The sequence below is a fragment of the Wenyingzhuangia sp. 2_MG-2023 genome, assembly GCF_030548295.1.
Taxonomy (GTDB): Bacteria; Bacteroidota; Bacteroidia; order Flavobacteriales; family Flavobacteriaceae; genus Wenyingzhuangia.
Genome location: NZ_JAUOSB010000010.1, coordinates 51,533 through 77,452, shown reverse-complemented (window position 1 = coordinate 77,452; position 25,920 = coordinate 51,533). Strand labels below are relative to the sequence as shown.

The window sequence follows — 25,920 nt, the reverse complement described above, 5'->3', positions numbered from 1 at the left end:
CGCACTTTACAGGCTTTGTAAAAAATGAATCAATTTTTGAACAGCCAAACCTCTGTGGCTTATTTTTCCTTTTTGGTCTAAAGTCATTTGTGCAAAAGAAGTGTCAAATCCAGCAGGTTTAAAAATAGGATCGTAACCAAAACCTTCGTCTCCATGTCTTTCTTTTAATATTTCACCTTTACAAACCCCTTCAAACAAATGTTGTTGGTTGTTAAGGTTTAAGCAAATAAGGGTTTTAAAGCAAGCAGTTCTATCAGAATTAGATTCTAAGTTTTTCAACAACAAATCCATGTTTTTTTCTGCATTACCATGTTCTCCTGCGTACCTAGCAGAATAAACACCCGGAGCTCCATCCAAAGCATTTACGAGCAATCCAGTATCATCTGCAAAGCATGCATAGCCATATTTCTCAGTCACAAAATTTGCTTTAATAATGGCATTCCCTTCCAGTGTTGTTGCTGTTTCAGGAATTTCTTCGGTACATCCAATGTCTGTTAGAGATAACAATTCTATATGAGGCAACAAAGCTGCAACCTCTTTTAGTTTGTTTTTATTGTGTGTAGCAAAAACTATTTTCATGAGATGTTTTTAGGTACAAAACTAATCAATAAAACAACTTATTCGTGATGATAGGGTTCATTTTTTAGAATGGTAAAACCTCTGTATAGTTGCTCTACCATAAACAAACGAATCATTTGGTGTGAAAAAGTCATTTTTGATAAAGATATCTTTCCTTGTGCTTTTTGATAAACTTCATCAGAAAAACCATAGGGGCCACCAATAACAAAAACCAATTGTTTGATGCCTGCATTCATTTTCTTCTGTAAAAAACTTGAAAATAAAAGGGAAGTAAATTCCTTCCCTTTTTCATCTAATAATATCAATTGATCTGTAGGTTGCAGTTTTTTTAAAATTAACTGACCTTCTTTTTCTTTCTGTTCACTTTCTGATAAATTTTTAACATTTTTAATGTCGGGTAAAATATCCAATTCAAACTTTATATAATGTTTGAGTCTATTTTGGTAAATATCTATCAGTTGAATTAAATTTTTGTCATCCGTTTTGCCAACTGCTAAAAGAAGGATTTTCATAGGGTTTGTACTTTGTGAAAAACAAAGGTACTAAGAAGGATTGATTTATACGTTTACTCTGTTTCAGAATCAGAAGTGTAATAAAATTCTTCTTTTATAATTTTACCATCTTTTAAATGGTACATACATAACTCTTCTAATTGTACTCTACCCAATCCTCTAATATCTACATCTAGAGACATTTTAAAACAAATATGATCTTCTACCACTAGTGGTGTAGAAATTTCATATTTATATATGGTCTTTGCTCTTTCAAAGAACATTGCCGTTTTTTTTTGTACGTTTTTAATTCCTTTGGTCCTTCTGTACCTAGAAGTTTGAGATTCTATACTTTCAATGTTGTCATGGTACAACTCAACCTGAGCAAGTGCGTTTTGTCCTCTTCTACAAAGATCTACCAGTCTGTCTGCAATTTCTTGTGTCGTCATATTTTTAGGGAGCTATTTTTTCTTAAAATTAATTGTAAAAAAATGCCTGACTGCTGATAGAAGTTCTTAGTGAAACTGTTTTTTCGCATTTATTTTATAGAATTAATCCCTTTGATGAGTTTACAAATCGACTACAGAAGTTTATATTTGTTCTAAAATTAGATGTATTATGATAAGTCAAGAGCAATTTGACGAGGAAATAAAGTTGATCATAGAAAATGCCATTAGAGAAGATGTAGGTGATGGGGATCATTCATCGTTAGCGTGTATTCCAAACACTGCTATGGGAAAAGCAAAGTTGTTGGTAAAAGATGAAGGAACTATTGCTGGTGTTGCATTTGCTCTTCAAGTTTTTAAATATGTAGATCCTGCTTTAAAAGTAGAAGTGTTGATAAAAGACGGAGAAAGTGTGGCTTATGGAGATGTTGTTTTGTACGTAACGGGGTCTTCTTTGTCCATATTAAAAGCGGAAAGATTGGTGTTGAATGCCATGCAGCGTATGAGTGCAATTGCAACTAAAACGGCACACTATGTAACATTACTAGAAGGTACGGGAACCAAAATTTTAGACACACGTAAAACCACACCGGGAATACGAGCTTTGGAAAAATGGGCTGTAAAGATTGGAGGTGGAGAAAACCATCGGTTTGCTTTGTATGATATGATCATGTTAAAAGACAATCATATAGATTTTGCAGGGGGGGTATCTCAAGCAATTCAGCAAACAAAAACGTATCTAAAGTCTAAGCAAAAAGACTTAAAAATTATTGTAGAAGCAAGAGACTTAAAGGAAATAGAAGAAATTATTCAGTTTGAAGGGATTCATAGAATTTTAATTGATAACTTTAATTACGATGATACCCGAAAAGCGGTTCAGTTGATAGGTAACAAAGCAGGAACAGAATCTTCGGGAGGAATTAATGAAGAAACATTGAGGAAATATGCAGAATGTGGTGTTCAGTACATTTCTTCGGGAGCGTTGACTCACTCAGTCTCCAATTTAGATTTAAGTTTAAAAGCAGTAGAATAAAAACGTGTTAGAAACTAAAGAAATTCAAAAAAAAGATTCTATAGAAAAAGAATTGAAAAGAGTCCCAATTGTTAATTGGTTGGTACTTACAGGTAAAAGAATTCCTGTTCCTGGGTTGCAAGGGATGAGTTTGTACGATTTGTTAGAAATGTATTCTTTAGGAATTTTAAAAGGAGCATTAACATCTAGAGCAGGAGGGATTTCATATAGTTTTTTTATGGCTCTTTTTCCTTTTATGCTGTTTATGTTAACCTTAATTCCCTACATTCCTATTGATGGATTTCAAGAGAATTTTTTAGGATTGATTTCTGAAGTATTGCCTCCAAAAACGTTCACAGCAGTAGATTCTGTTTTGGCGGATATTGCCACAAATAAATATGGAGGACTGTTATCTTTTGGTTTTTTAGTTTCTATTTTTTTAATGACCAATGGTGTAAATGCAGTATTTGCTGCCTTTGAATATTCTGTACATGTTCAAAAAATTAGAAATGTTCTTAAGCAGTATTTGATTTCTTTAGGAACGTCATTAACCATGTCTTTTATGTTGATTTTGACAGTTGCAGCTACTATTTTTTTTGAATTTGGATTTACGTTTCTAACTGAAAATGGATGGATTTCTGAAAGTATGATGTGGTTGAGTAATTTGCGTTATTTGCTCTTTATGTTTTTGATTTTTTGCACTGTTTCTATGTTGTATTATTTTGGAACAACAGAAGGAAAAGAAACCCGATTTTTTTCAGCAGGTTCTGTGTTGACTACTATTTTGTCTTTATTAACCTTTTATGGTTTTGGAATTTATGTAGTTAAATTTTCCAAATACAATGAATTGTACGGTTCTATTGGTACCTTGTTGGTATTGATGTTGTTTATTTGGTTAAACGCTATTATTTTGCTTTTAGGTTTTGAATTGAATGCAAGTATTACCAGATTGAGAAACGATCATAAAACCGCTAAAGCTTCTAAATTAAACGCTTAATTCCGATTTTTTCTCTTTCTTTTTTACGGTTGATTTGTTTTTGGACAAAAAAGATTGCAACCACAAAGCAGATTTTTTGAAAGTTCTTTTTTGAGTAACAAAATCATTGTGAATCAATCCAAATCTGGCTTTGGTTCCTTCAGCCCATTCAAAATTATCCACCAATGTCCACACAAAATATCCTTTAACATTAATTCCTTTCTCAATGGCTTTTAGTGTAAATTCAAAAGTTTTTTTAAAATATTTTATACGGTTGGAGTCCTTTATTTTTCCTTTGATAATTTCATCGTCAAAACAAACCCCAGATTCTGTAATATAGATATCTTTTACGTTTTTATATGCGCTGAATTTTTTAAGAACTTTTAACAGTCCTTTTGGGTAAATTTCCATCCCCATGTTGTTTACCTTAACATCTCTCTGAATTGCAGGAATTTCTGTGGCAAATAAAACAGGCGGTAGCAAACTAAATTTGGCTACAACTCTAAAGTAATATTGAATCCCAATAAAATCAAAATCAAATTTCATCAACTCATCATCTCCAGGAGCAAAATAACTTTCAATAACACTCAAGCCTGTAATTATATCTTTAGGATATCCCAACCCCAAACTGGGTTCTATAAAAAAACGATTGAGCATTGCATCTATTCTTTGAGCAGCTTTTTTATGTTTGGCTAATCTGTTAACAGGGGATACGTGTGAACAAGAAAATGTAGTTCCAATATAAGCATCTTTTACATTTTTTCGGAGGATTTTACCACCAATTGCTTGGCATAGAGTAGCGTGATGTGCAGCAGGTAAAAAGTTGTTGATTCCTTTTTTTCCAGGAGCGTGCAGTCCTGTAAAATATCCCAAACCTATAAAACTCATAGGTTCGTTTAATACAATCCATTTTTTTACTTTGTCACCATACTCGTAAGAACAAAGTTCTACGTATTCTTCAAACCATTTTAGAATGTCTCTATTGGTCCAACCTCCTTTGTTTTCTAATGCTTGTGGTAAATCCCAATGGTACAAAGTAATCCAAGGTTCTATGTCTAACTCTAGACAATAATTAATTACTTTGTGGTAAAAATTAATTCCATCAGCATTCACTTTTCCTATACCTTTTGGCAGTAATCTAGACCAAGACAATGAAAAACGAAAACATTCTAAATTTAGTTCTTTAATTTTTAAAATATCTTCTTTGTAATTTTCATAAAAATTAGTAGCCTCGTTACCATGTCCATGTTTAAAATTAGGATGATTGGTAAATGTGTCCCAAATAGAAGCCTGTTTTCCGTCTTTGTCATGAGCTCCTTCATTTTGATAAGCAGAAGTTGTTACACCCCATTTAAAATTGGAAGGAAACGAGTTGACATTTATTTTTCGATAAGACATTGCTACTATTTTGAATAAAAATTAAGTTGGTTAAAGTACCCGATTTGGAAATTTTTAATGTTGTTTTTGTAATATGATAATGTTAATAAATTCTCAAGCTTATTTTTCTTAAATGATTAATTTTTAATCTTTTACATTTTGTTTTTATTTGGTAATCTTAAATTTATATAGGTTTTTTTAAAAAAACTTCAAAATAGATATATAAATTTCCTTATGTTTTTGTTAAATTGTATTTTTAAAAAAAAAGCTATGGATTTACAACAACATTAGCTAACTGTTTTTTGTTGTTTGTTAAATTGATTAATGTTAGGACTATGAGGAAGTTATTTAGAAGATTTTCAAAGTTAAAATGCGATAGAAAACCAATAATGTCTTCTATTATTGCAAGTGTAGGATACAATACCAGTGAAGAAATATTAGAAATAGAATTTAAGAGAAATAGAGATATTTGGCAATACTCAGAAGTCCCTAATTTGTTGTGGACTGAGTTTGTAAAATCAAATTCTAAAGGAAAATTCTTTTTAAAAGAAATTAAAGATAAATACCCTAGAGTAAAAATTTAAAATCATTTTAAAAAAGAAGTTTTACCTGTTCTTAGTTCGTAATAAATCCAATTTATTTAGGGTTTTCATGTAAAAAAAGGAGTAAGTTTGATACTCTAAAAATGAAATGCATTACCATCTTTTTATTGCTGTAAAAGATATGCTTTTTTAATTTTTAGTTTATTGTCTTACACTATCAGTACTTGCCATGAAGAACGAAGAATCCGCCATAAAGACTACTTATTTTAGCATTATTGGAAATATAAGTTTGGCTATTGTAAAAGGATTAGCCGGTTTTTTTGGTAATTCTTATGCTTTGATGGCAGATGCGATAGAGTCTACAGCAGATGTTTTTGCTTCTTTTTTGGTATTTGTGGGCTTTAAATATGCCAAAAGACCAGCGGATGAAAATCATCCTTATGGACATGGAAAAATAGAGCCTTTGATTACATTTGCCATTGCAGCTTTTTTGGTGATTTCAGCAACATTAATTGCAAGAGAAAGCATTCATAACATTCAGACACCTCAAAAAATTCCAAAACCTTGGACTTTGATTGTTTTGGGATTTATTATTATTTGGAAAGAAATATCGTTTCAAGTAGTTATCAAAAAAAGTAAAGAAATCAAAAGTTCTTCGTTAAAAGCAGATGCATGGCACCATAGAAGTGATGCCATAACTTCTATACTTGCTTTTGTAGGAATTTCTATAGCAGTATTTTTTGGTAAAGGTTATGAAACTGCCGACGATTGGGCTGCACTTCTAGCTTCTGTATTTATCATATACAATAGCTATTTGATTGTAAGACCTGCTTTGGGGGAAATTATGGATGAACAATTATACGATGAACTTATTATTGAGATCAGAGATGAATCAGTAAAGGTTTATGGTGTTTTAGGAACTGAAAAGTGTTTTGTAAGAAAAGCAGGAATGAAATATAATGTGGATTTGCATGCTATTGTAGATGGAAATATTTCTGTAAAAGAAGGTCATGATATTGCTCACAAGTTAAAAGATACTTTGATGAGAAAAAATCCTAATTTAGGTCATATTCTTATTCATATAGAACCTCATAAATAGGAGTTGTTTTGTGTTTTCGCAACTTTAGATTTGTTTTAAATCACTTTTGACATGTTTGTACTATTTGTAATAGGTAAAATCTTAAATTAGGCGAATCAAAAAAAGAATCAACAAAACTCCCCAACGTATTCAAATGAAACTACCTATCATTTCAACTTTTCAACTTTTTAAAAATAAATTATTAATAGCCTGTCTTATTTTGGTTTTGCTTGTTAGCATTACTACTTATGCACAAAAGGGAAAGACATACACAACAGCTGATTATGACCGTGCAGCAGCCATGCTTTATCAAAATACAAGCAAGTTGATAGATAATAATATTTATCCTCAATGGTTGCCAGATGGTAGAGTTTGGTACCTCTCTTACACAGCTAATAAAAAAGAATTCAAACTTTATGATCCTGAAAAAAAGAAACTTTTGACTACGGACACACAAAGAGAATTGATAGAAAAAGGAGCCATAGAAATCAAAATAAAAGCAGGTTCTCGCACAGAAATTTTATCACCAGATGAAAAATATGTTGCGTTTATCAGAGATTGGAATTTGTGGATTCGTGAAGTTGCTACACATAAAGAAACGGCTTTAACCACAGATGGAATCAAAAATTTTGGTTACGCTACAGACAATGCTGGATGGAAACATAGCAATCGCCCTATTTTAAGTTGGTCACCAGATTCTAAAAAAATAGCAACATTTCAGCAAGATCAGAGACATGTGAGTGATATGTATTTGGTAAAAACAAAAGTAGGTACACCAGAATTGTCTGAATGGAAATATCCGTTGCCAGGAGATGAAGATATTATTCGTATTCACAGAGTAATTATTCACATCAATCCAACTCCAAAAATTGTAAAATTGCACATGGATGCAGATGCAAGAAGAGGAACCTTATGCGATGATATTTCTTGCGAAGGAGGTTTTGATGATGTGGCTTGGAGCGAAGACGGATCACAACTGGCTTTTGTGTCTACCAGTAGAGATCACAAAGAAGAAAATGTGAGAATTGCCAACACAGAAACAGGAGCTGTGAAAGATGTTTTTCAAGAAGTGGTAGCAACTCAGTACGAATCAGGACAAGGGGCTATCAACTGGAAGTATTTTTCTAAAACGGATGAATTGCTTTGGTATTCGGAAAGAAGTGATTGGGGACATTTGTATTTGTACAATGCAAAAAATGGAAAGCTAAAACATCAAATCACTTCAGGAGAATATGTAGTTAGAGAAGTGGTGAAGGTGGATGAGAAAAAACGTCTTATTTATTTTACAGCAAGTCATCACAAGGGAAAAGGAAATCCTTATTATAGTTATTTGTACCGAGTAGATTTTTCTGGAAAACATTTGAAATTATTAACTCCAGAAGAAGGAAATCATACGGTTCGTTTGTCACCAGACAACACATATTTTATTGATTCGTATTCTCAATCAGATGTGCCTCCTGTACATCAAGTAAAAACGATAGATGGTAAATTGATAAGCTTGTTAGAAAAGACAGACCTTAGCAGATTGAAAGCAACAGGATGGAAAGCACCTACTTCTTTTACCGTAAAATCTGCAGATGGATCTTGGGATTTGTACGGATTATTGTTTACACCCACAAAACTGCAAAAAGATGAAAAATTACCGGTAATTGTTCAAATTTATCCAGGGCCACAAGGAGGAACTATTAGTGTGGCTTCTTGGGGATTTTTACCTGCACGCTCTGATGCTCAAGCATTGGCAGAATTAGGCTTTGCAGTGGTGCAAATAGAAGGAAGTTGTAATCCAAATAGATCTAAGTCTTTTCACGATGCTTGTTACGGAAACATGGCAGAAAACACCTTGTCGGATCAAATTGCAGGCTTGAAACAATTGAAAGTAAACTATCCTTTTTTGGATTTGGATCGTGTGGGAATCTGGGGACATTCAGGAGGTGGATTTGCAACGGCAGCCGCTTTGTTAAAATATCCAGACTTTTTTAAGGTGGGAATTTCCGAATCTGGAAACCATGACAATAGAAATTACGAAGACGATTGGGGAGAACGATACATAGGATTGGAAACAAAAAACAACATGGGAGTTTCTAATTATGAACTGCAAGCCAATCAAATGTATGCTGAAAACTTAAAAGGGGAATTATTAATTATTCACGGAGGAATGGATGACAATGTGCCTCCTTACAATTCATATTTGTTAGTAGATGCATTGATCAAGGCAAATAAAGATTTTGATTTTATTTTGTTGCCAAATGCAAGACATGGCTACGGTAAAGACAGTAATTATATTATGCGCAGAAGATGGGATTATTTTTTACAGCATTTGATGAAAGCTACTCCTCCTAAAAATTACAAGATAGAGATAACTCCAGACTCAAGAAATTAGATTCTAAGATTCTATTTAGGAATGCTACAGTTGAAAGCTTAATTTTACAGAGATCATCAAAAATATATTTTATGAAAAAATCAATTTTTATTTTAGGAATTCTATTGACTGTTTCTAGTGCTTTGTTTTCTCAAAATACATTTACGCTGTTCAGTAAAGATTTAGGAGGACAAGCTACTTTGACCGAAGAATTTAATGGTTTTGGCTGCGTAGGAAAAAACCAATCTCCACAATTGACATGGAAAAATGCACCTAAAGAAACCAAAAGTTTTGCAATTACTATGTACGATCCAGATGCTCCTACAGGAAGTGGATGGTGGCACTGGGTAGTATTTGATATTCCAAAAAACGTGAACGAATTGGTTGCTGGAGCAGGAAATGTTTCGTTGAATTTAGCACCCAAAACAGCCATTCAGAGTGTGACAGATTATGGTGCCAAAGGATATGGAGGTCCTTGTCCACCAGAAGGACACGGTTTTCATCAATACATCATTACTGTGTATGCATTAAAAACGGACAAATTAGGACTTGATGAAAATGCAAATCCTGCTACGGTTGGGTATTATTTATGGAACAATACTTTAGCAAAAGCAAGCATTGTAACCTATTATCAAAAAGAGAAAAAATAAATAATTAGTACTATTTTCAAAATACAAAAGGCTCAACTTTATAGTTAGAGCCTTTTTTTATGCCCTTTTAAGGAATCAGAGAGTTGGAATAAAATACGTAGAAATGGAATTTTAACCGTGAAAAAATAGTACTCAAAATTAAAAATAGTTTTACGTTTGTTGTGTCAAAATGGAAGAGTACAGCAGGCTTAAAATTAACAGTACTATAGAATGGAATCAACAAAAAACAAATCTCAGAAAAAAATAGTTAGAGAAACCATAGACAGGGGATACCGAGTTTCTAAATATGTTTTTTACAAAGAAACACTGATTGATTACAAAGAGCATTTTTGGTCGTTTTTAGGAGCTTTTGTAGGGATTTCGTTGATTGGTTTTTTTCAAAGTCATGTGTTGACCAAAATAGAAAATGTTTTTTTGATAGGTTCGTTTGGAGCCTCTTGTGTTTTGGTTTATGGTGCCATTCAAAGTCCGTTGGCTCAGCCTAGAAACTTGATAGGGGGACATGTGATTTCTGCCATTATTGGTGTTACTGTTTTTAAAATAGTGCCAGACATTGTTTGGATAAATGGTCCACTTGCGGTTGCGTTGTCTATTGTAGCAATGCAAATTACCAAAACGCTCCATCCGCCAGGAGGGGCTACAGCTTTGATAGCAGTTATTGGTTCAGAAAAAATTAAGGCTTTGGGCTATGTATATGTGTTGTCACCAGTTTTTACAGGAACATTGATTTTACTGATAGTTGCTTTGGTTTTTAACAATGTTACTCAGCATAGAAAATATCCAATGGATAGCAAAACGAGAACAGTGTTGAAGCGAATGTTTGTTAAAAAACGTTTGTTGAAGGATGAAGAAGAAAATGCCTAGAAAAAGCAGTGTCAAGTTAAATATCGTAACCATATTCTTTTAAAGTTTCTTTGGCTTTGTTAGAGAATACAAAGTCATAAAAACGTTGTGCATCTACATGATGTTTTTTTAATAGAACAATTCCTTGTTCTATAGGGTGGTATTGTGTGGTTGGTATTTCTATCCACACACCTTTATTTTTAGCATTGGGAGAAAGAACTACAGACATTGCCGTAAAGCCTATTTCTGCAGCTTTTGATTGCACAAATTGATTGGTTTGTGCAATACTTTCACCATATACATATTTGTACTGTAGTGTATCTAAATGATTGTTTTGTAAAACTTCTAAGGCAGCTTTTCCATAGGGTGCTGTTTTAGGATTTGCCAAAGCAATGTGTTTGATATTAGGAAGTTTTAAATTCTCCAAATCAGGAGTAAGGCTGTCTAGAACAGTCCATAACACCAATTTACCTTTGGCATAGGTTTTAGGAGTGGTAATTGCAAATCCTTTTTGATACAAGGTTTCAGGATATTTCATATCAGCAGAAACAAAAAGATCATAGGGAGCTCCTGCTTGAATTTGTGCGGTCAATTTTCCCGAGGAACTTACAATCAGTTGACATTCAATTCCAGTTTGTTGTGTAAATTCTTTGCAGATAGCTTCCATGGCAAATTGCATGTTGGCAGCCGTGGCTATAGTCAATTTATTTTCTTTAGGAGCTTTACAACATAGACAACAACCCAATAAAAGGATTAAATAAATATGGATTCTGGTTTGAGAGATCAAAATATTATCGATGAATGTTTAATATTTTAGGAGTCCAATTGATACTGATGTAAGCAAATTGAGCTATTTGACTTGTGTTTCCATCTTTGCCTGTAGGAATAACAGACATGCTTTCGTCGGGAATTAGAAAAAGATAGGCCATTTCTAAGGTTGTATAATGGTTAGGTTGGTAAAAAAAACGGAAATCATTTTCCCAAGCATAAATTCTGTTTAGGTCTTCAGTTGCTCCGTTTTCTACTTTTGTAAGTGGAGTAGTAGCACCAAAAAGATGACTTTGCCAGTTCAATCGTAGTTTGTTATTTAGTGAAATATCTTGGAAAATATACGGATTTAAAATTCCCTCATGCTCATAAGTTCTTACCGTTTTTTGTGTATAATCCATTCCTCCATTGTGCCTGTGAAAAGCTCCGTATTGAGTTAGAAAAGCGTTAGATTTGTTATCATTTGAGTTTTTGTCACCACTAAAAATTTGTGCTCCAATTCGTAAAGTGTATTTGGAATTAGCATCCCACTTTATTTCAGGTTCTAGGTAATAAGCATTGTGTTGTTTTCCATTTTCTATGTGTCCCCATTGGTAATAACTAGCCAAGTTAAAAGTTAAGTCGTTGTTTTGAAACTCCAAACGTCCACCGTTGGTAAATTTCCAATGCCCTTTTGTGTTTTCGGAGGTAGGGTCTGTGTATTCATCAGCAATATTGATGGAGGTAAAAGTAAGTTTGTCTGTAGCTTGGTATTTTACAAAATTACTAACCATACCTCTGTAAAAATCCCAATCTACATCGTAATCTGTACCAAACTCACTGGTGTCATTTTGGTTGTACGCAGTAATCAAGTCTGCTTCTAATTTGTCATTACGATACATGAATCTTACGGCATCGTGTTGTCCTCCTGCTTGTCTCCAATTGTTTTCTGCAAACAATCTTTGGTTGTCATATTTAATACGCTGTCTACCTACACGAACAGATAATTTATCAGTGATTTTAGGCTCTACATAAAATTCATAAAATTGAGCTTTTCCATTAGCATCTCGCGTGTCCGTATCTCCCCAAATACGAATGTCTTGCAGGGTTGTGTGTATTAAAAATTGATCGTTATAACTGTAGTTTACGTTGATACGAGCCCGATGTGAGGTGAAAAAAGCAGCATCACTCTCATTATTAGGTAAGGTTCTATACCCTCTTCGGTACTCGGTTCTAGGTCTGTACTCCATATCTATATCCAAGTCAGAAGGACTGTTTAAAAAAGTTTCTGTTTGAGAATAACTAGTGCCCAAACACGAGATGAAAAGAATAAATGTTAGGGAAAATATTTTTGTTCTCAAAGTAGACATAGGCTAAAAAGTATATTTAAATGCAAACCTAAGGAAAATAGGAAGAATACTATAGCAAAGCAACTCCCATTCCTAAAAGGATGGCGATGAATTTTGGAAAACTAAATTTATGATTCTCTGAACTTTCAAACAGAATTACAGTAGAAATGTGTAAAAAGATACCAATGATAATTGCTGTGATGTAATTTTGATAATCTTGAAAAAAATGAATTTTAGAAGCTAGAAAACTACCAATCGGACTCATCAAAGCAAAAGCACTCATAAAGAAAATTACCTTTTTAATTTCATATTTATGCTTCAGAAAGAAAGATGTTAATACAATTCCTACAGGTACTTTGTGAATTACAATAGCCCATAAAAAAGCTTCGTTATTTACATATCCCAAAGGAATTCCTTCAGAAAAAGCATGCAAACACAAACTGACAAACAACAACCAAGGAAATTGTTTCTTTTGATCATGAATGTGTACATGTCCGTGTTCTGCACCTTTAGAAAAAGATTCCAAAACTAATTGAATAATAATTCCCAATAAAATAAAAGCCGCTATTAGTTTTATGTTGGTGGGTTCTGTGTTGTGAGTATGTTGATTGGAGTTTAACATTCCAAAAGACTCAGGCAACAGGTGACTGATGGTCATGGATAATAAATAGGCACCACTAAAAGAAAGTAAACATTGGATAAACATTTTTTTAGGATGTCCAATGCTCACAAAAAGAACACTCACCAATACAGAGGCTATCAAATACAAGTAAATCATTTGCTTAAAATCAAGATCAATCTATCCGAAGTTGTTTTGTTGTAGTTCGATAAATTATAGTCGCCAAAGATATGTTTAATTTTTAAATTAGATTGAACAGAATAGTCTTTGAATTTTTCCAAATCAATAGTTTTTACACGTTCTAAAAAATGGAATTCTTTTCCCGCATCTGTCAAGTCAATTTGTTTGGTAATAAAACCATCAATTACACTTCTTTGAATTTCAAAAGTAAGACCGTCTCTGTGTATGGTTTCTTGAGCAACTAAGTTTGGAACAACTTTAGAAACATTCATATAATCAATAACAGCAACACCGTTTTTAGGCAAGGCATCAGCAATGTTTTTCAACACCTGAATATCATCATTGTCGTCATCAAAATACCCAAAACTGGTAAACATATTAAAAACGGCATCTACTTTTACAGCAAAAGGTTTGCGCATGTCTTGTACTACAAATTTTAGATTTTTGTTGGCAAATTGATTGGCATACTCAATACTGTTTTCGGACAAATCCGCACCAATTACAGGATAACCTAAGGAATTTAAAAAAATAGAATGTCTTCCTTTTCCACATGCCAAGTCTAGAATGGTATGTGTTTTTGGAATGTCTAAAAAAGTGGTTAAATTTTCTATAAATACTTTGGCTTCTTCGTGGTTTCGGTGTTTGTATAATATGTGATAGTAATGTGTATTGAACCACTCACTAAACCAAGTTTTTGTTTGTTTCATGTAAAAAATATTGAAGCCCAAATTTAGTTAATTTATTCTTTAGTAGTTTTTATTTAAATGACATTACAAAAAAGTACTTTTGTAATCTGAAATAATAAGTTTTATGGGAGATAATTTTAAAATGGTAGCCATTACCTTACAAGGTTTGGAAGAGGTTTTGTCAAACGAGTTAAAGCAATTGGGAGCTCAAGATGTAAAATCAGGAGTTAGAATGGTGGAGTTTGTTGGTGATGAGGGATTTATGTACAAAGCAAATTTGTATTTAAGAACGGCTATCAGAATTTTAAAACCTATTGTAAAGTTTAAAGTACGCAACGAAGATGATTTTTATAAAAATCTCTTAAAAATTCGTTGGGAAAAATATGTAGGTGTTAAAGGAACTTTTGCCACCAAAGGAACCAATCAATTTACGGGAATGACAGACAATACGCATTATTTGGCTTTGAGAACCAAAGATGCTATTGCAGATTATTTTATGGCCAAGTATGAAGAAAGACCTAATGTGGATGTAAAACATCCAGACCTAAAAGTCAACGTTCATATTGATAGACATGGAGTTTGTACCGTTTCATTAGACAGTTCTGGAGATTCTTTGCACAAAAGAGGATATAGATTGAACACCAATATTGCACCAATCAATGAAGTTTTAGCAGCTGGATTGATTTTGTTGTCAGGGTATAATGGAGATCAGAATTTTATAGATCCTATGTGTGGTTCTGGAACACTTTTGATAGAAGCTGCAATGATTGCTTGTAACATTCCTGCAAACATCAACAGAAAAGAATTTGCTTTTGAGAAATGGAATGATTACAATGAGAATTTGTTTTTTGCCATTCAAGACTCTTTGATCAAGAGAATTAGAGATCCTAAATGTAAAATTATGGGGTTTGACAAAGCTCCATCTGCTGTTGTAAAAGCAAATGAAAATATTCAGAATGCCAATTTAGAAGAATTTATAGGAGTACACCATGTAAACTTTTTCAACTCTAAGAAAGAAGTTTTTGGACCCACAACTATTTTGTTCAATCCACCTTATGGAGAGCGTTTGAAATTAGACGATACCGAAGGATTTTATAGAAGCATTGGAGATACATTAAAACATCATTACCACAATTCATCAGCTTGGTTTATTACATCGGATGTTGAAGCTCTAAAATTTGTAGGTTTGAAAACCAGTAGAAGAATTGCTATAAAAAATAGTGATTTGGATTGTAAGTTTGTGAAGTATGAAATTTATGAAGGAAGTAAGAAAGCGAAGAAAAACGATTACTAGTTGAATTTTATATTATTCTTAATTTGATTTTTTACATAAAAAACACCGTTGCTTCTAAATAAAAGTAACGGTGTTTTAATTTTTATTTACAATCTAGACTAAAATTGACTATTCTTCTTTTTGAATATTTACATTAAAACTAGGAGCTTTGTAATCTTTGTCTAAATAATCTTTTGGAATGGTAATCATGTTTCCATCTCTGGTAGCTCTGTAATGAGGAGATAAAATTTCTATACCGTTTTCATTACACACATCTTGAATGTTTTGGTGTAATTCAGAATAAATAATTGCTTGTTTGGCAACTATTTTGGTGTAGGCATTCAACTCATAAGAAACGTAATAATCATCTAAACTTGTTTGTAAAACAAAGGGACTAGGAGCATTAGAAATTGCTTCTGTTCTAATGGCAGCTTCTATCAAACTTTTGTGTACCAACTTCCAAGGTACATCGTAACCTAAAGTAACCGTTGTGTGTAATATCAATCCGTTTTCATCTGCAATACTGGTGTAATTTACAATGTTACTTGCTAAAATAGTAGAGTTTGGAACCGTAATAATTTCGTTTTTAACAGTTTTTAAACGTGTAATTAATAACGTTTTTTCTATCACATCTCCTTTAATATCTCCAAATTTTATACGGTCACCAATTTTAAAAGATCGCATATAAGTAATAACCAAACCAGCAACCATGTTAGAAATGGCTGTAGAAGAACCTAAAGAGAACAAAACCCCAACAAAAACAGAAACTCCTTGAAATACTTTGGAATCATTTCCTGGCAAATGAGGGAAAATTAAGACAATGGTAAAAGCGTATAACAAAACTTTTACAATTCCAAAAGTAGGCATGGCCCAATCAGGATGAAAACCATTAATTTTTAATTTTTCGTTTTTAATTTCACTAAAAATATACTTTACAAATCGTATAAAATATCGCATCACTACATAGATAACAATAATGCTAAATAAGTTAGGTAAAAAGGAAATAATATTGATAAAAACTCCTTTTAAAGGATCCCAAATTAAATTAAAAAGTGTACTTGCCCAGTCTCTTGTAAATGGAAAAATACTAAAAAGGATGGGCAGTGTAATGTATAAAATTAAAGCATACACAACAATTTTTACAGCTTTGGTAATGTAAGAAACTAAGACCAGTGCTTGTTCTGTAGAAACAATTACATAATCATTGTATTTGATGTCTTTTAACCAAGATTCTTGTTTTATTTTAATAATCAGGTCTAGTTTTATAAATAATTTGGTCATCATTTTTATGACAAACCAAATAATGAAAATAACTAGTAAAACCAATCCGGAACGCATGGCTATTTTTTTCAAACTGTTTTCCTCTTTTGCTTTTGCAATGGCTGTTTTGATATTTTCTTTAAACAATTCAGCGCTGCTTTCAACAGATTGATTGTACCAAATAGCATCGGCTTCTGAAATGCTCATCAAGATGATTTCATTGTACACTATATCAAACGTATTTTCAAAAGGATGTACATTGATTTGATCTATTTTTAGAAAATCATCGTTGTACAACTTTTCAATTTTTTTAGAAATGTTTTGTGCTCTTTCTGCAGCTGTAGAAGAACCAATTTTGGCAAAAATCAAAAACAGTGTGTCGTTCATAACTCCTGTTACAGGAAAACCTTTGGCGGTATTTCTTAAAGCGTCAATTCTAGCTTTTTTTTCTGTAATTCTTTTGGTTTCACTTTCTTCAATTTCTTTCAATTGATTTAACAGTTCTTCTTTTTTTAAATTGTCAGTTGTTTTTAAAGATTGCAAGGTTTTTTCCAACTCAATTTTTTTGATAGAGTCTTGCTTGCGTTGTTCTTGTATTTCAGAAATCTTCTGATTGAACTCTTTTAAAAGACTACTATTGATGCTGTCTTTTAAAAGATTGTTGTTATTGATGCTGTCTTTTTGAATATTTAAGCTAAGGCTGTCCTTATGCGAATCCGTTTGAGCATGTGTAAAGGTGTTGCTACAAAGTGTGCAAATCACTAAAAAAAATAAAATCTTTTTGATCATAATGTTCGTCGAAATATTAAATCCGTCGTTGTAAAAGCAATTACTTTTTTAGGACGAATTAGAATAAATGTAATCTAAAAAACAATACCTATCAAAAAAAAGAAAATATCACTTAGTTGTAAATAGCTCCACCTACTGTCAAACCACTGGGTACTTGTTTAGGTGTTTCGTTGTCAATATCCTCATTGTTTAGCGTATTAAAAAAAGAAATAATAAAGGACATGTCTTTTACTTTTAGACGGATTTCCTTTGCTAAAGGATCTGTTTTTGAGGGGGCTACCAAAGGGTTTTGTGGCTTTCCTGTAGAAATGTCTTCGTAAAACTCAAGAACTTGTAATAATGTTTTTAATGTTCCGTTATGCATATACGGACCAGTATGCCTTAAATTTCTAAGAGTGGGGGTTCTAAATCCATAATTTTTTTTAAAACCATCATCGGAAATGTTTAGTTTTTGGTTGTCTGGTAGCCCAAGTGTGTGGATTTTATAATCACTAAACATAGGGCCAGAATGACATTGGTTACATTTTGCTTTTTTAAACAATCGAAATCCTTCTTTTTCTGTTTCGGAAATAGCATTGGTTTCTCCTTTTAAATAGTTGTCAAAACGTGAATTGTTACTAGATAAAGTTCTTTCAAAACAAGCAATGGCTTTGCTTAAGTTGCTTGTTGTAATTACGGGGTTGTTAGGAAATGCTTTTTGAAACAAAAAACGGTATTCTGGAATGTTTTTCAACCGATGAATCACTGTGTCTAAAATAATGTTTTCATCAATTGTTTGTCCTCTCATTTCTTCTAGAGTGGTGATGGGCATCAAAGCTTGTTCTTCTAAACTCTTAGCTCTATTGTCCCAAAACATTGGTGCTTTTTCAGGGTTGTAAGTTCCCTTAATGTTTATTCCGTTATAAGCAGTGTTTAATATAGTATGTGCATTTCTTTTTACCAGAGGAATGCTATTTGGTTTTTTAAACTTTCTTTTACTACCCAAACCTGTAGCATTGGTTCCTATAGATAGATCAATGTTTTCTGCATACGCGTAATTAGGATGGTGACAGGTAGCACAAGCAATGTCTTTGTTTCCAGATAAAATAGGGTCGTAAAACAATAACTTTCCTAAATGAATTTTTTCAGGTGATGAAAGGTTGTTTTTAGGGTGTAAAACCTTTGGCAAAGGTATATATACGTTGGTATCTTCTTTTTTAAAATTCGCTCTTTTCTGTTGACAAGCATAAAAGCATAAGAAAATAAGAACGTATATATACGGGTTATTCATTTATTTGACAACTCCTGAAATTAATAATGGTTTTTTGTTTATTGCAGTAAATTCCTTTACATGCTCAGAGGTGATCGCTGTTTGCCATAAATATACTTTTTCCAAATTTTTAAATTCAAGAAGAGAAGCAAAACAATTTTGATCTACTTTAGTTCCGTACAAATTCAGAGAGTTTAAAGTTGAAATAGCCTTCAGTTTTTCGATACCCGCATTGCTTATTGCATTTTTATTCAAGTGCAATTGTCTTAAGTTGGTAAATGTAGCAATGGTTGTTAATTCTTGATCTGTGATAGCATTGTTTTCTAAAGACAACCAATAAATATGATCTTTTATTTTAGCCAATTCTTGCAACAATGCTTTAGCTTCTTCAGGACTTTTTGCTGTTTTAGAAGGCAAGACAACATCAAAAATATTTGCATTGTAAACAAGTTCTCTTATAGCAAAACCTTTACTTTTTAATGTTCCAATAAGTAGACTGTCTACGGGTTTTAATTTTGGGATTTTTTCAGTTACATTTTCAGTACCTAGTTCCAAATAAGCCAAAGCAGTTTTTAGAATTTCATCCTTTTTTTCAGAATCTACCAGTTTTATTTTAAAGTCAGCTTTGTTATTTTCAATCCAAAAACTCAACAATTGAATTTCTTCTTCCGTTAAAGGGTTTTTCCCTTCAGGCGGCATAAAGTCTTTGTTGTGTGGGTTTAAGGTTACTCTGTGAATTAAATCTGATTTAGAAAGATCTCCAGGTGTGATGGTAATTCCTTCTCTACCTCCTTTTAAAATATTTTCTTCAGTATCTAGAGACAAGCCTCCTTTTTTCTTAGAAGGATTGTGACAACTGATACATTTGTCTTCTAATATAGGATAAACAATGTGATCAAAAACCACCACTTCTTCTACTGTTTTAGGCTTGATAGTTTCTTTAGGTTTTTCACCAAAAGGTGCGTATTTGGTTAAATAATCAGAACCGTGGGTCAAATTACCACCATAATGTCCCGTAACACTCACCAAAACAACCAATAATGTCAACGATGCAATATTAGCTTTGAATGTTTTTAGTTTGATGAATTTAATTTTATCAGCAGAAATCAACCAAGCCATCAAAGTCAATAGAGTGGTTGCAATTCCAAACCAAAAATGTCCGTCTAGCATAGGGCCATCATATTCCCCACTTAAAGAAAGCATGTAACCCAACACACAGGCTGTAGCTGCAGTTATTGCTCCAAATAGCAAAGCGTATGGAATGGCAACTTTTAGTTCCTTTAAGTTTTGCCACTTGCTTAAAATTTCTAATAAAAAAGCAAAAAGGATCAATCCGATAGGTAAATGCACTACCAAGGGGTGAAATCTCCCTAAAAAAAATACAATATCTGGTACTTCGTTCATATATGTTTAGTTGTAGATTCTTGGAATCGTTCGTTTATTTTTTAGTACTGTGTCTAAATAAATCCAAATGTAGTTTCTGATATGGATTCTTAAATTCTTTCTAATTTTAAAGGAGGTGTTTTGTCTGCTCTCCATTGACAAACGTATATGTTTTTGTCATTGTCAACGCATACATCATGACCGTGAGAAATGGGTTTGTTTTGCAATTGATATGATTTTTGCAATTCACCACCTACATAAATAGGGGCGGTAGCTCCAGGGTTAGAGACTACTTTATCTCCTTCTAATATGGTCACAAATCCTGTAGGTTGTGTCCAATCTGTTTTTCCAACTTTAGGTTGAGACCAACAAACTCCGGCATAAAGATTTTTATCATCAAAAACAGGTCTACAGACTTGCATGTTGGGCAAGTGTAAAGTTTTGATATATTTTCCATCTAAAGTAAACCATTTAAAACTAGCTTGGTTTCTAGAGGTAACCACAACCATTGGGTTTCCTTTCTCTCTATAGTCAATGGCAACACCGTGGGCACTTTTAATAGCATAACTTGGATCAGGATTGTCTTGACCTCCCCAATGTCTAATGTATTTCCCATTGTAATCGTATTGAATCACTCTACTCATTCCGTATCCGTCAGCAACGTAAATATCTCCGTTTGGGCCAATGGCAGTTTCGGTAGGACAAAAAGATTCTCCAGGTTTGTAAACACCAATTGTTTGTGGATGTCCAATATCAAACAACACACGTCCATCCATTGTAGTTTTAGAAATACGACCGTTGTGTTTGGTCCATTTTCCTACTTTGTTTAAAAACCAACCTGAATCTGCTAAGAATAAAAATTCCTCTCCACCTTCATCGGAAATTGTTAAACCGTGACCTCCAGGGTAGGCAGTACCCCAACTATCTAATACATTACCAGATTTATCAAAAATAAGAATGTTGTTTTGTGGATGATCACCAATCATAATTAATCTTCCTTTGCTGTCCATTTGCATTTCGTGACAATTTAGTAAAGGGGTTTCTATAGAACTCATTTGAGCCCAATCTCTAATTAGTTTGTATTGGTAATCTCCATGACCTAATATGATGTCATTTTTTGTTGATTTTTTAACCATATGAAAACCAAAAGAAGGTAAGGTAGCCAAACCAACACCAGCAATGGCAGATTTCTTTATAAAGTCTCGTCTTGTATTGTTCATCTGTTTTTTGTTTAAAAACTGTCTGTTAGGTCAATAAATCTTTTACTACATTTCCGTGTACATCGGTTAATCGATATCGTCTTCCTTGATGTTTAAAAGTTAACTTTTCGTGATCTACACCAAATAAATGGAGTAGGGTAGCGTGAAAATCGTGTACATGTACAGGATCTTTTACTACGTTGTAACTAAAGTCATCTGTTTCTCCGTAGCTAAATCCAGGTTTTACACCTGCACCTGCCATCCACATGGTAAATGCTTTAGGATGATGATCTCTACCATAGTTAGTTTCTGTTAGTTGTCCTTGAGAATAAATGGTTCTACCAAACTCTCCACCCCAAACGACTAAAGTATCTTCTAACATACCACGTTGCTTTAAATCTTTAATTAAAGCAGCTGTTGCTTGATCTGTTTTTTTAGATTGATTTTTCACACCGCCTGGACAATAGGTATGTTGATCCCAACCTTGGTGATACAATTGCACAAATTTTACTCCTTTTTCTAATAGCTTTCTAGCCATTAAACAGTTAGCTGCATAAGTTCCAGGGTCTCTACTGTCTTTACCATACATATCAAAAATATGTTCTGGTTCGTCACTAATATCTGTTACTTCGGGTACAGAAGTTTGCATTTTAAAGGCCATTTCGTACTGAGCCATTCTTGCTTGAATTTCTGGATCTCCGTAAGAATCGGTTTGTAAATCATTTAAATGACTTAAATAATCTAGCATATGTCTTCTGTCGTGTCCGTCATAATTTTCAGGATCACTTAAGTACAATACAGGATCTTTTCCAGATCTAAATTGAACTCCTTGATGTTCTGTAGGTAAAAATCCATTCCCCCATAAACTTGCTTTTAAAGGCTGTCCTTTTCCGTTTTTAGAAACTAAAGTAATAAAGGTGGGTAGATTCTCATTGTCAGATCCTAACCCATAGCTTAACCAAGAACCAATAGAAGGTCTACCCGGTAATTGATTTCCTGTTTGCATAAATGTAATGGCAGGAGTGTGGTTAATTTGATCTGTTTGCATTCCTTTGATAAAACACAACTCATCTACAACTTCCGATAAATAAGGCATGGCATCACTAACCCAAGCTCTAGATTCTCCGTACTGTTGAAATTTAAAGGTAGAAGGAGCAATAGGTAGTGTACTTTGCGCACCACTCATTCCTGTTAATTTTTGACCTCCAATTACAGACTCTGGTAATTCTTTTCCAAACATGTCTGTTAATTTAGGTTTGTAATCAAATAAGTCCATTTGCGAAGGACCTCCACTTTGGAACAAGTAGATAATTCTTTTTGCTTTAGGTAAATGATGAGGTAAACCTAATCTATTTTTATTGTAAGCGTTTAATATTTCTTCGGGACTACTTTCTGCATTGATGTTTGCCCATAGTTTTTCGGTACCCAAAAGACTACTAAAAGCCAAGGCACCCAAACCTAAAGAGGTTTTTTTCAAAAAGTGTCTTCTATCAATTTGTTTTTCAATTTCTTGTAAATCTCTATTGTTAGACCTTAATTTTTTATGTTCATGATTATCACACATACTGATTTTTATTTTGAGGTTTTACAATTATCTTTTGGTAATAGTAGCATCAGAATTCATAATGGTACTTGCAACTACCGCATTTGATGCTACCAATGCTTTGTCTTTAATATCTTTAATTTTAAACTCCCCTGTGTTTAGCCAACCTTTTGCTTTTTCAGGATTTTTTTGGAATTTTTCATATTCTGATTCTTGTAATTTACTTAGTAAGGTTAACTCTTGTTGGGTAATGGTTCTACCTGTTAACTTTCTAAAAGCTTTGCTAATTCCTTCGGTTGCATTAGAAGCATCACTCATTTGTTTACCAATTAACCTAGAAGCTTCTACATAAGTAGGATCGTTAAGCACGACTAAAGCTTGTAAAGGTGTGTTGGTTTTTTGTCTTCTAGAAGAACATAAATCTCTAGTGGGAGCATCAAAAGTAGCAATGGTAGGGTTAGGAACACTACGTTTCCAAATGGTATACATACTTCTTCTGAACAAACCTTCCATACCATCTTGTACGTAGGTGTCTCCGTTTACTTTCCATAACCCTTTAGGTTGGTAAGGTCTTACACTTTCTCCACCAATTTGTTTGTTTAACAAGCCAGCAGCAAATAAAGCATTGTCTCTTAACATTTCTCCAGACAATCTTACCGATGGCCCTCTTGCAATCCATTTGTTTTCCATGTCTACAGCTGCTAATTCTTTTGTAATGGTAGAACTTTGCTGATATGTGCGAGACATCATAATGGTTTTGTGTAAAGCTTTTACATCCCAGTTAGATTCCATAAAAGTAGTTGCCAACCAGTCTAATAATTTTGGATGTGTAGGAATGTCTCCTTGGTTTCCAAAATCTTCAGAAGAAACAACAATACCTCTACCAAATAGGTTTTGCCAATATCTGTTAACAGCTACTCTTGCTGTTAAAGGATTCTTTTTATCTGTAATCCATTGCGCTAAACCTAATCTGTTTTTAGGCAGGCTTTCATCCATTGGGAAAATTAAATCAGGAACTCCTGGATATACTTTTTCTTTGTATTGATCGTAAACTCCTCTGTCAAAAATATAAGCTTGTCTTGGTGTTTTACGTTCTTTCATCACCATAATTTGCTTGACCTTTTCGACACTATCTACCAATACTTTTCTTTTGTTTTCTAATTCTTTGTTAACAGTCTTGTATTTAGAAGAATTTGTAGATAAATAATAATTGGTAAATAATTGTTTTTCTGAATTGTTTAGATCGGTATATGCTTTTGTTTTTAATTGCTCTACCAGTTTTGGATTGGCAATTTGCATTACTTCAATTTCACTCAATTCTTTGTTAAAGACTAATAAATCATCTACAACAGAACCTCCAATACCTTTACCTCTCCAAACGGCACCAATACGTAAACCTGGTTCTAAACGTTTGCTTTTAGGTCCGTATAATCTTAAGCCATTAAAAACAATGTCTTTGTATAGGTTGTCAAAAACAGTTTGAGTTGCTAATTTTTCTCCATCCATATAGATAGAAACTCCATTTGCTTTACTAGAACCATTGTAGGTCATGGTTAAATGAACCCATTTGTTCTTTGGCATGTCTTTTACAGACTGAACCACAATAGCGTTGTCTGGGTATACGTGAGCTAATAAAGCTTCAATTTTATTGTCTTTTACTTTTAAATGATATCCTCTAAAACTATGTAGCTCTGGACTATTCATTTTATGGAAAATAACACCATCGGTTAATTCCTCTGGAATAAATACGCTAATTCCAATACTAAAAGGTTGGTTACGTTTAAAAATTCCAATATTATCTAGGTCTAACCAAGTATCTCCGTTCATAGCCAATCCGTGTCCGTTGGCTCCTTTTTTATAGATAGCAGGCTCGTTTTGTACAAACTGCTGTCTCATTTGAATTTTATTTTTACCGTTTCCACCAGCAGCATTTACTAACTTCTTTTGGTCAAAATTAAATTCAGCCACTAAGCCTTTTGGTTTGGTTTTGCTAAGAATACTTTTGTATCCTTTAGCACTAATCCATTGTTCTACCTTAGGGCTTTCTTCGTTGATTGTTTTTTTAAGTTTTTCTTCAGTATCGTTTACAATTCCTTTTAAGTAAGCCAATACATCTTCTTGTTGTTTGGTAGGTAGTAACATGGCAGGTACAGGGGTTGCTAAATCCCAAGGGATTAAACCTGTTTCATCAATATTATTAAAGAAACTGTACATTTCGTAATAATCTTTTTGAGAAATAGGGTCGTATTTATGATCGTGACACTTTGCACAAGCATAAGACAATCCTAATATTCCCTGACTTACAGTGGCTGTTCTATCGGCTACATATTCAGATCTAAATTCTTCGTCAATAATTCCACCTTCTAAATTTTGAGGGTGTAATCTATTAAATGTAGTTGCTAGTTTTTGTTCACGAGTTGCGTTAGGAAGCATGTCTCCTGCAATTTGCCAAGTTAAAAATTCATTATAAGGTCTGTTATTGTTAAAAGATTCAATAACCCAGTCTCTCCATGGAGATGTGTCTCTATATCTATCGTTACTATATCCGTGAGTGTCTGCATAACGTGCTACGTCCATCCAATCCAAGGTCATACGTTCTCCATAATGAGGAGATGCCAACAATCTATCAATTTGTTTTTCAAAAGCATTTTCAGAAGTATCCTTTACAAAAGCATTTAACTCTTCTTCGGTAGGAGGTAGTCCTATTAAATCTAAAGAAGCTCTTCTTAATAAAATTTCTTTGTCAGCAATTTTAGAAGGAGTTAACTTTTTTTGTTCCAATTTGGCTAATACAAAATTGTCGATGTCATTATGAACCAACTCTTTGTTTTTAACTTTAGGGGTTTCTGGTTTTGTTGGAGCCTCAAAAGCCCAATGTTCTTTGTATTCAGCCCCTTGCTCAATCCACTTTACCAATACGGCTTTTTCATAATTGCTTAAGGTTAAATGTGAGCCTGGAGTAGGCATGATTTGTTTAGGGTCATCAGAAATAATTCTATAAAAAACTTCTGAATTTTTTAAACTTTTTGGAGTAATGGCAAATTTCCCTGGAGTTTCAGGAAGTTCACTATAGGCAGTTTTAGCAGTGTGTAATTGCAAACCCGCTGATATTTTTCCTTTATCGGGACCATGACATAAAAAACATTTATCCGATAAGATAGGTTTTACATCTTGGTTAAAGTCTAATTTGTTAGGTAAATCCTTATAGACTATCTTTACTTCTTCTGGAATTTTAGCTCCACAAGAAATGATTAAAAATGTACTAAGAGTGTAAAAAAAGTGTTTCATTT

General features: G+C 33.2%; 22 protein-coding genes. 8 read left to right on the top strand and 14 right to left on the bottom strand.

Annotation, left to right across the window (positions count from 1 at the left end; genetic code table 11):
• Positions 1–6 precede the first annotated feature (6 nt).
• Genes Q4548_RS11775 through Q4548_RS11765 form a run of 3 tightly spaced genes read right to left on the bottom strand, consistent with a single transcriptional unit; the run spans position 7 to position 1,519 of the window.
• Positions 7–579 carry a non-canonical purine NTP diphosphatase gene (locus Q4548_RS11775; protein WP_303455255.1) on the bottom strand — a complete coding sequence of 191 codons (573 nt, stop codon included), beginning with the start codon at positions 577–579 and terminating at the stop codon, positions 7–9.
• 38 nt (positions 580–617) lie between these two features.
• On the bottom strand, positions 618–1,091 hold the full coding sequence (rlmH, locus tag Q4548_RS11770) for a 23S rRNA (pseudouridine(1915)-N(3))-methyltransferase RlmH (protein ID WP_303455252.1): 474 nt from the start codon (positions 1,089–1,091) through the stop codon (positions 618–620).
• A gap of 53 nt (positions 1,092–1,144) precedes the next feature.
• Positions 1,145–1,519, bottom strand: a complete 375-nt coding sequence (locus tag Q4548_RS11765) for a SnoaL-like domain-containing protein (RefSeq protein ID WP_303455250.1) — start codon at positions 1,517–1,519, stop codon at positions 1,145–1,147.
• A 169-nt stretch (positions 1,520–1,688) separates the two neighbouring features.
• Between Q4548_RS11765 and nadC the strand changes: the two genes are divergently transcribed.
• Positions 1,689–2,549, top strand: coding sequence for a carboxylating nicotinate-nucleotide diphosphorylase (nadC, locus tag Q4548_RS11760; RefSeq protein WP_303455247.1), 861 nt, complete (start codon positions 1,689–1,691; stop codon positions 2,547–2,549).
• Positions 2,550–2,553: 4 nt separating this feature from the next.
• The gene (locus tag Q4548_RS11755; RefSeq protein ID WP_303455246.1) at positions 2,554–3,525 is read left to right on the top strand and encodes a YihY/virulence factor BrkB family protein; all 972 of its coding nucleotides are present in this window, start codon (positions 2,554–2,556) and stop codon (positions 3,523–3,525) included.
• Here the strand turns inward: Q4548_RS11755 and Q4548_RS11750 are convergent.
• Positions 3,514–4,902 carry a GH1 family beta-glucosidase gene (locus tag Q4548_RS11750; RefSeq protein ID WP_303455244.1) on the bottom strand — a complete coding sequence of 463 codons (1,389 nt, stop codon included), beginning with the start codon at positions 4,900–4,902 and terminating at the stop codon, positions 3,514–3,516. The genes Q4548_RS11755 and Q4548_RS11750 overlap by 12 nt on opposite strands.
• Before the next feature lie 368 nt (positions 4,903–5,270).
• Between Q4548_RS11750 and Q4548_RS11745 the strand changes: the two genes are divergently transcribed.
• The 5 genes from Q4548_RS11745 to Q4548_RS11725 all read left to right on the top strand — a co-directional run bounded on the left by Q4548_RS11745 (position 5,271) and on the right by Q4548_RS11725 (position 10,374).
• Entirely contained in the window at positions 5,271–5,465 is a 195-nt protein-coding gene (locus Q4548_RS11745) for a KTSC domain-containing protein (RefSeq protein WP_303455242.1), read from the top strand.
• Positions 5,466–5,652: 187 nt separating this feature from the next.
• Positions 5,653–6,522 carry a cation diffusion facilitator family transporter gene (locus Q4548_RS11740; protein WP_303455241.1) on the top strand — a complete coding sequence of 290 codons (870 nt, stop codon included), beginning with the start codon at positions 5,653–5,655 and terminating at the stop codon, positions 6,520–6,522.
• A gap of 133 nt (positions 6,523–6,655) precedes the next feature.
• Positions 6,656–8,881, top strand: a complete 2,226-nt coding sequence (locus Q4548_RS11735; RefSeq protein ID WP_303455239.1) for a S9 family peptidase — start codon at positions 6,656–6,658, stop codon at positions 8,879–8,881.
• Between the two features lie 71 nt (positions 8,882–8,952).
• On the top strand, positions 8,953–9,510 hold the full coding sequence (locus Q4548_RS11730; protein WP_303455237.1) for a YbhB/YbcL family Raf kinase inhibitor-like protein: 558 nt from the start codon (positions 8,953–8,955) through the stop codon (positions 9,508–9,510).
• Between the two features lie 210 nt (positions 9,511–9,720).
• Complete coding sequence (locus Q4548_RS11725; protein WP_303455235.1) at positions 9,721–10,374, top strand: HPP family protein; 654 nt, start codon at positions 9,721–9,723, stop codon at positions 10,372–10,374.
• Positions 10,375–10,390: 16 nt separating this feature from the next.
• Here the strand turns inward: Q4548_RS11725 and modA are convergent, their stop codons facing one another.
• The 4 genes from modA to Q4548_RS11705 all read right to left on the bottom strand — a co-directional run bounded on the left by modA (position 10,391) and on the right by Q4548_RS11705 (position 13,955).
• Entirely contained in the window at positions 10,391–11,056 is a 666-nt protein-coding gene (gene modA / locus Q4548_RS11720; RefSeq protein ID WP_303455233.1) for a molybdate ABC transporter substrate-binding protein, read from the bottom strand.
• Positions 11,057–11,144: 88 nt separating this feature from the next.
• Positions 11,145–12,413 (bottom strand): alginate export family protein, encoded by a 1,269-nt coding sequence (locus Q4548_RS11715; protein ID WP_303455230.1) that lies wholly within the window; start codon positions 12,411–12,413, stop codon positions 11,145–11,147.
• Between the two features lie 106 nt (positions 12,414–12,519).
• Positions 12,520–13,227 (bottom strand): ZIP family metal transporter, encoded by a 708-nt coding sequence (locus Q4548_RS11710; RefSeq protein ID WP_303455227.1) that lies wholly within the window; start codon positions 13,225–13,227, stop codon positions 12,520–12,522.
• Positions 13,224–13,955 carry a bifunctional 2-polyprenyl-6-hydroxyphenol methylase/3-demethylubiquinol 3-O-methyltransferase UbiG gene (locus tag Q4548_RS11705; RefSeq protein WP_303455225.1) on the bottom strand — a complete coding sequence of 244 codons (732 nt, stop codon included), beginning with the start codon at positions 13,953–13,955 and terminating at the stop codon, positions 13,224–13,226. The genes Q4548_RS11710 and Q4548_RS11705 overlap by 4 nt, the downstream gene beginning before the upstream one ends.
• 103 nt (positions 13,956–14,058) lie before the next feature.
• Here Q4548_RS11705 and Q4548_RS11700 point away from each other — a divergent pair, with 103 nt between their 5' ends.
• Complete coding sequence (locus tag Q4548_RS11700; protein WP_303455222.1) at positions 14,059–15,228, top strand: class I SAM-dependent RNA methyltransferase; 1,170 nt, start codon at positions 14,059–14,061, stop codon at positions 15,226–15,228.
• 108 nt (positions 15,229–15,336) lie between these two features.
• Here the strand turns inward: Q4548_RS11700 and Q4548_RS11695 are convergent, their stop codons facing one another.
• The 6 genes from Q4548_RS11695 to Q4548_RS11670 form a co-directional block, all read right to left on the bottom strand.
• Complete coding sequence (locus tag Q4548_RS11695; protein ID WP_303455219.1) at positions 15,337–17,256, bottom strand: mechanosensitive ion channel domain-containing protein; 1,920 nt, start codon at positions 17,254–17,256, stop codon at positions 15,337–15,339.
• A gap of 112 nt (positions 17,257–17,368) precedes the next feature.
• On the bottom strand, positions 17,369–18,526 hold the full coding sequence (locus Q4548_RS11690; RefSeq protein WP_303455217.1) for a cytochrome-c peroxidase: 1,158 nt from the start codon (positions 18,524–18,526) through the stop codon (positions 17,369–17,371).
• Positions 18,527–19,909, bottom strand: a complete 1,383-nt coding sequence (locus Q4548_RS11685) for a c-type cytochrome domain-containing protein (RefSeq protein WP_303455215.1) — start codon at positions 19,907–19,909, stop codon at positions 18,527–18,529.
• Between the two features lie 89 nt (positions 19,910–19,998).
• The gene (locus Q4548_RS11680; protein ID WP_303455212.1) at positions 19,999–21,108 is read right to left on the bottom strand and encodes a twin-arginine translocation signal domain-containing protein; all 1,110 of its coding nucleotides are present in this window, start codon (positions 21,106–21,108) and stop codon (positions 19,999–20,001) included.
• A 25-nt stretch (positions 21,109–21,133) separates the two neighbouring features.
• On the bottom strand, positions 21,134–22,651 hold the full coding sequence (locus Q4548_RS11675; protein ID WP_303455210.1) for a DUF1501 domain-containing protein: 1,518 nt from the start codon (positions 22,649–22,651) through the stop codon (positions 21,134–21,136).
• 27 nt (positions 22,652–22,678) lie between these two features.
• A complete protein-coding gene (locus Q4548_RS11670; RefSeq protein WP_303455208.1) occupies positions 22,679–25,918 on the bottom strand; it encodes a DUF1553 domain-containing protein in 3,240 nt (1,079 codons plus the stop codon).
• Positions 25,919–25,920: the final 2 nt, after the last annotated feature.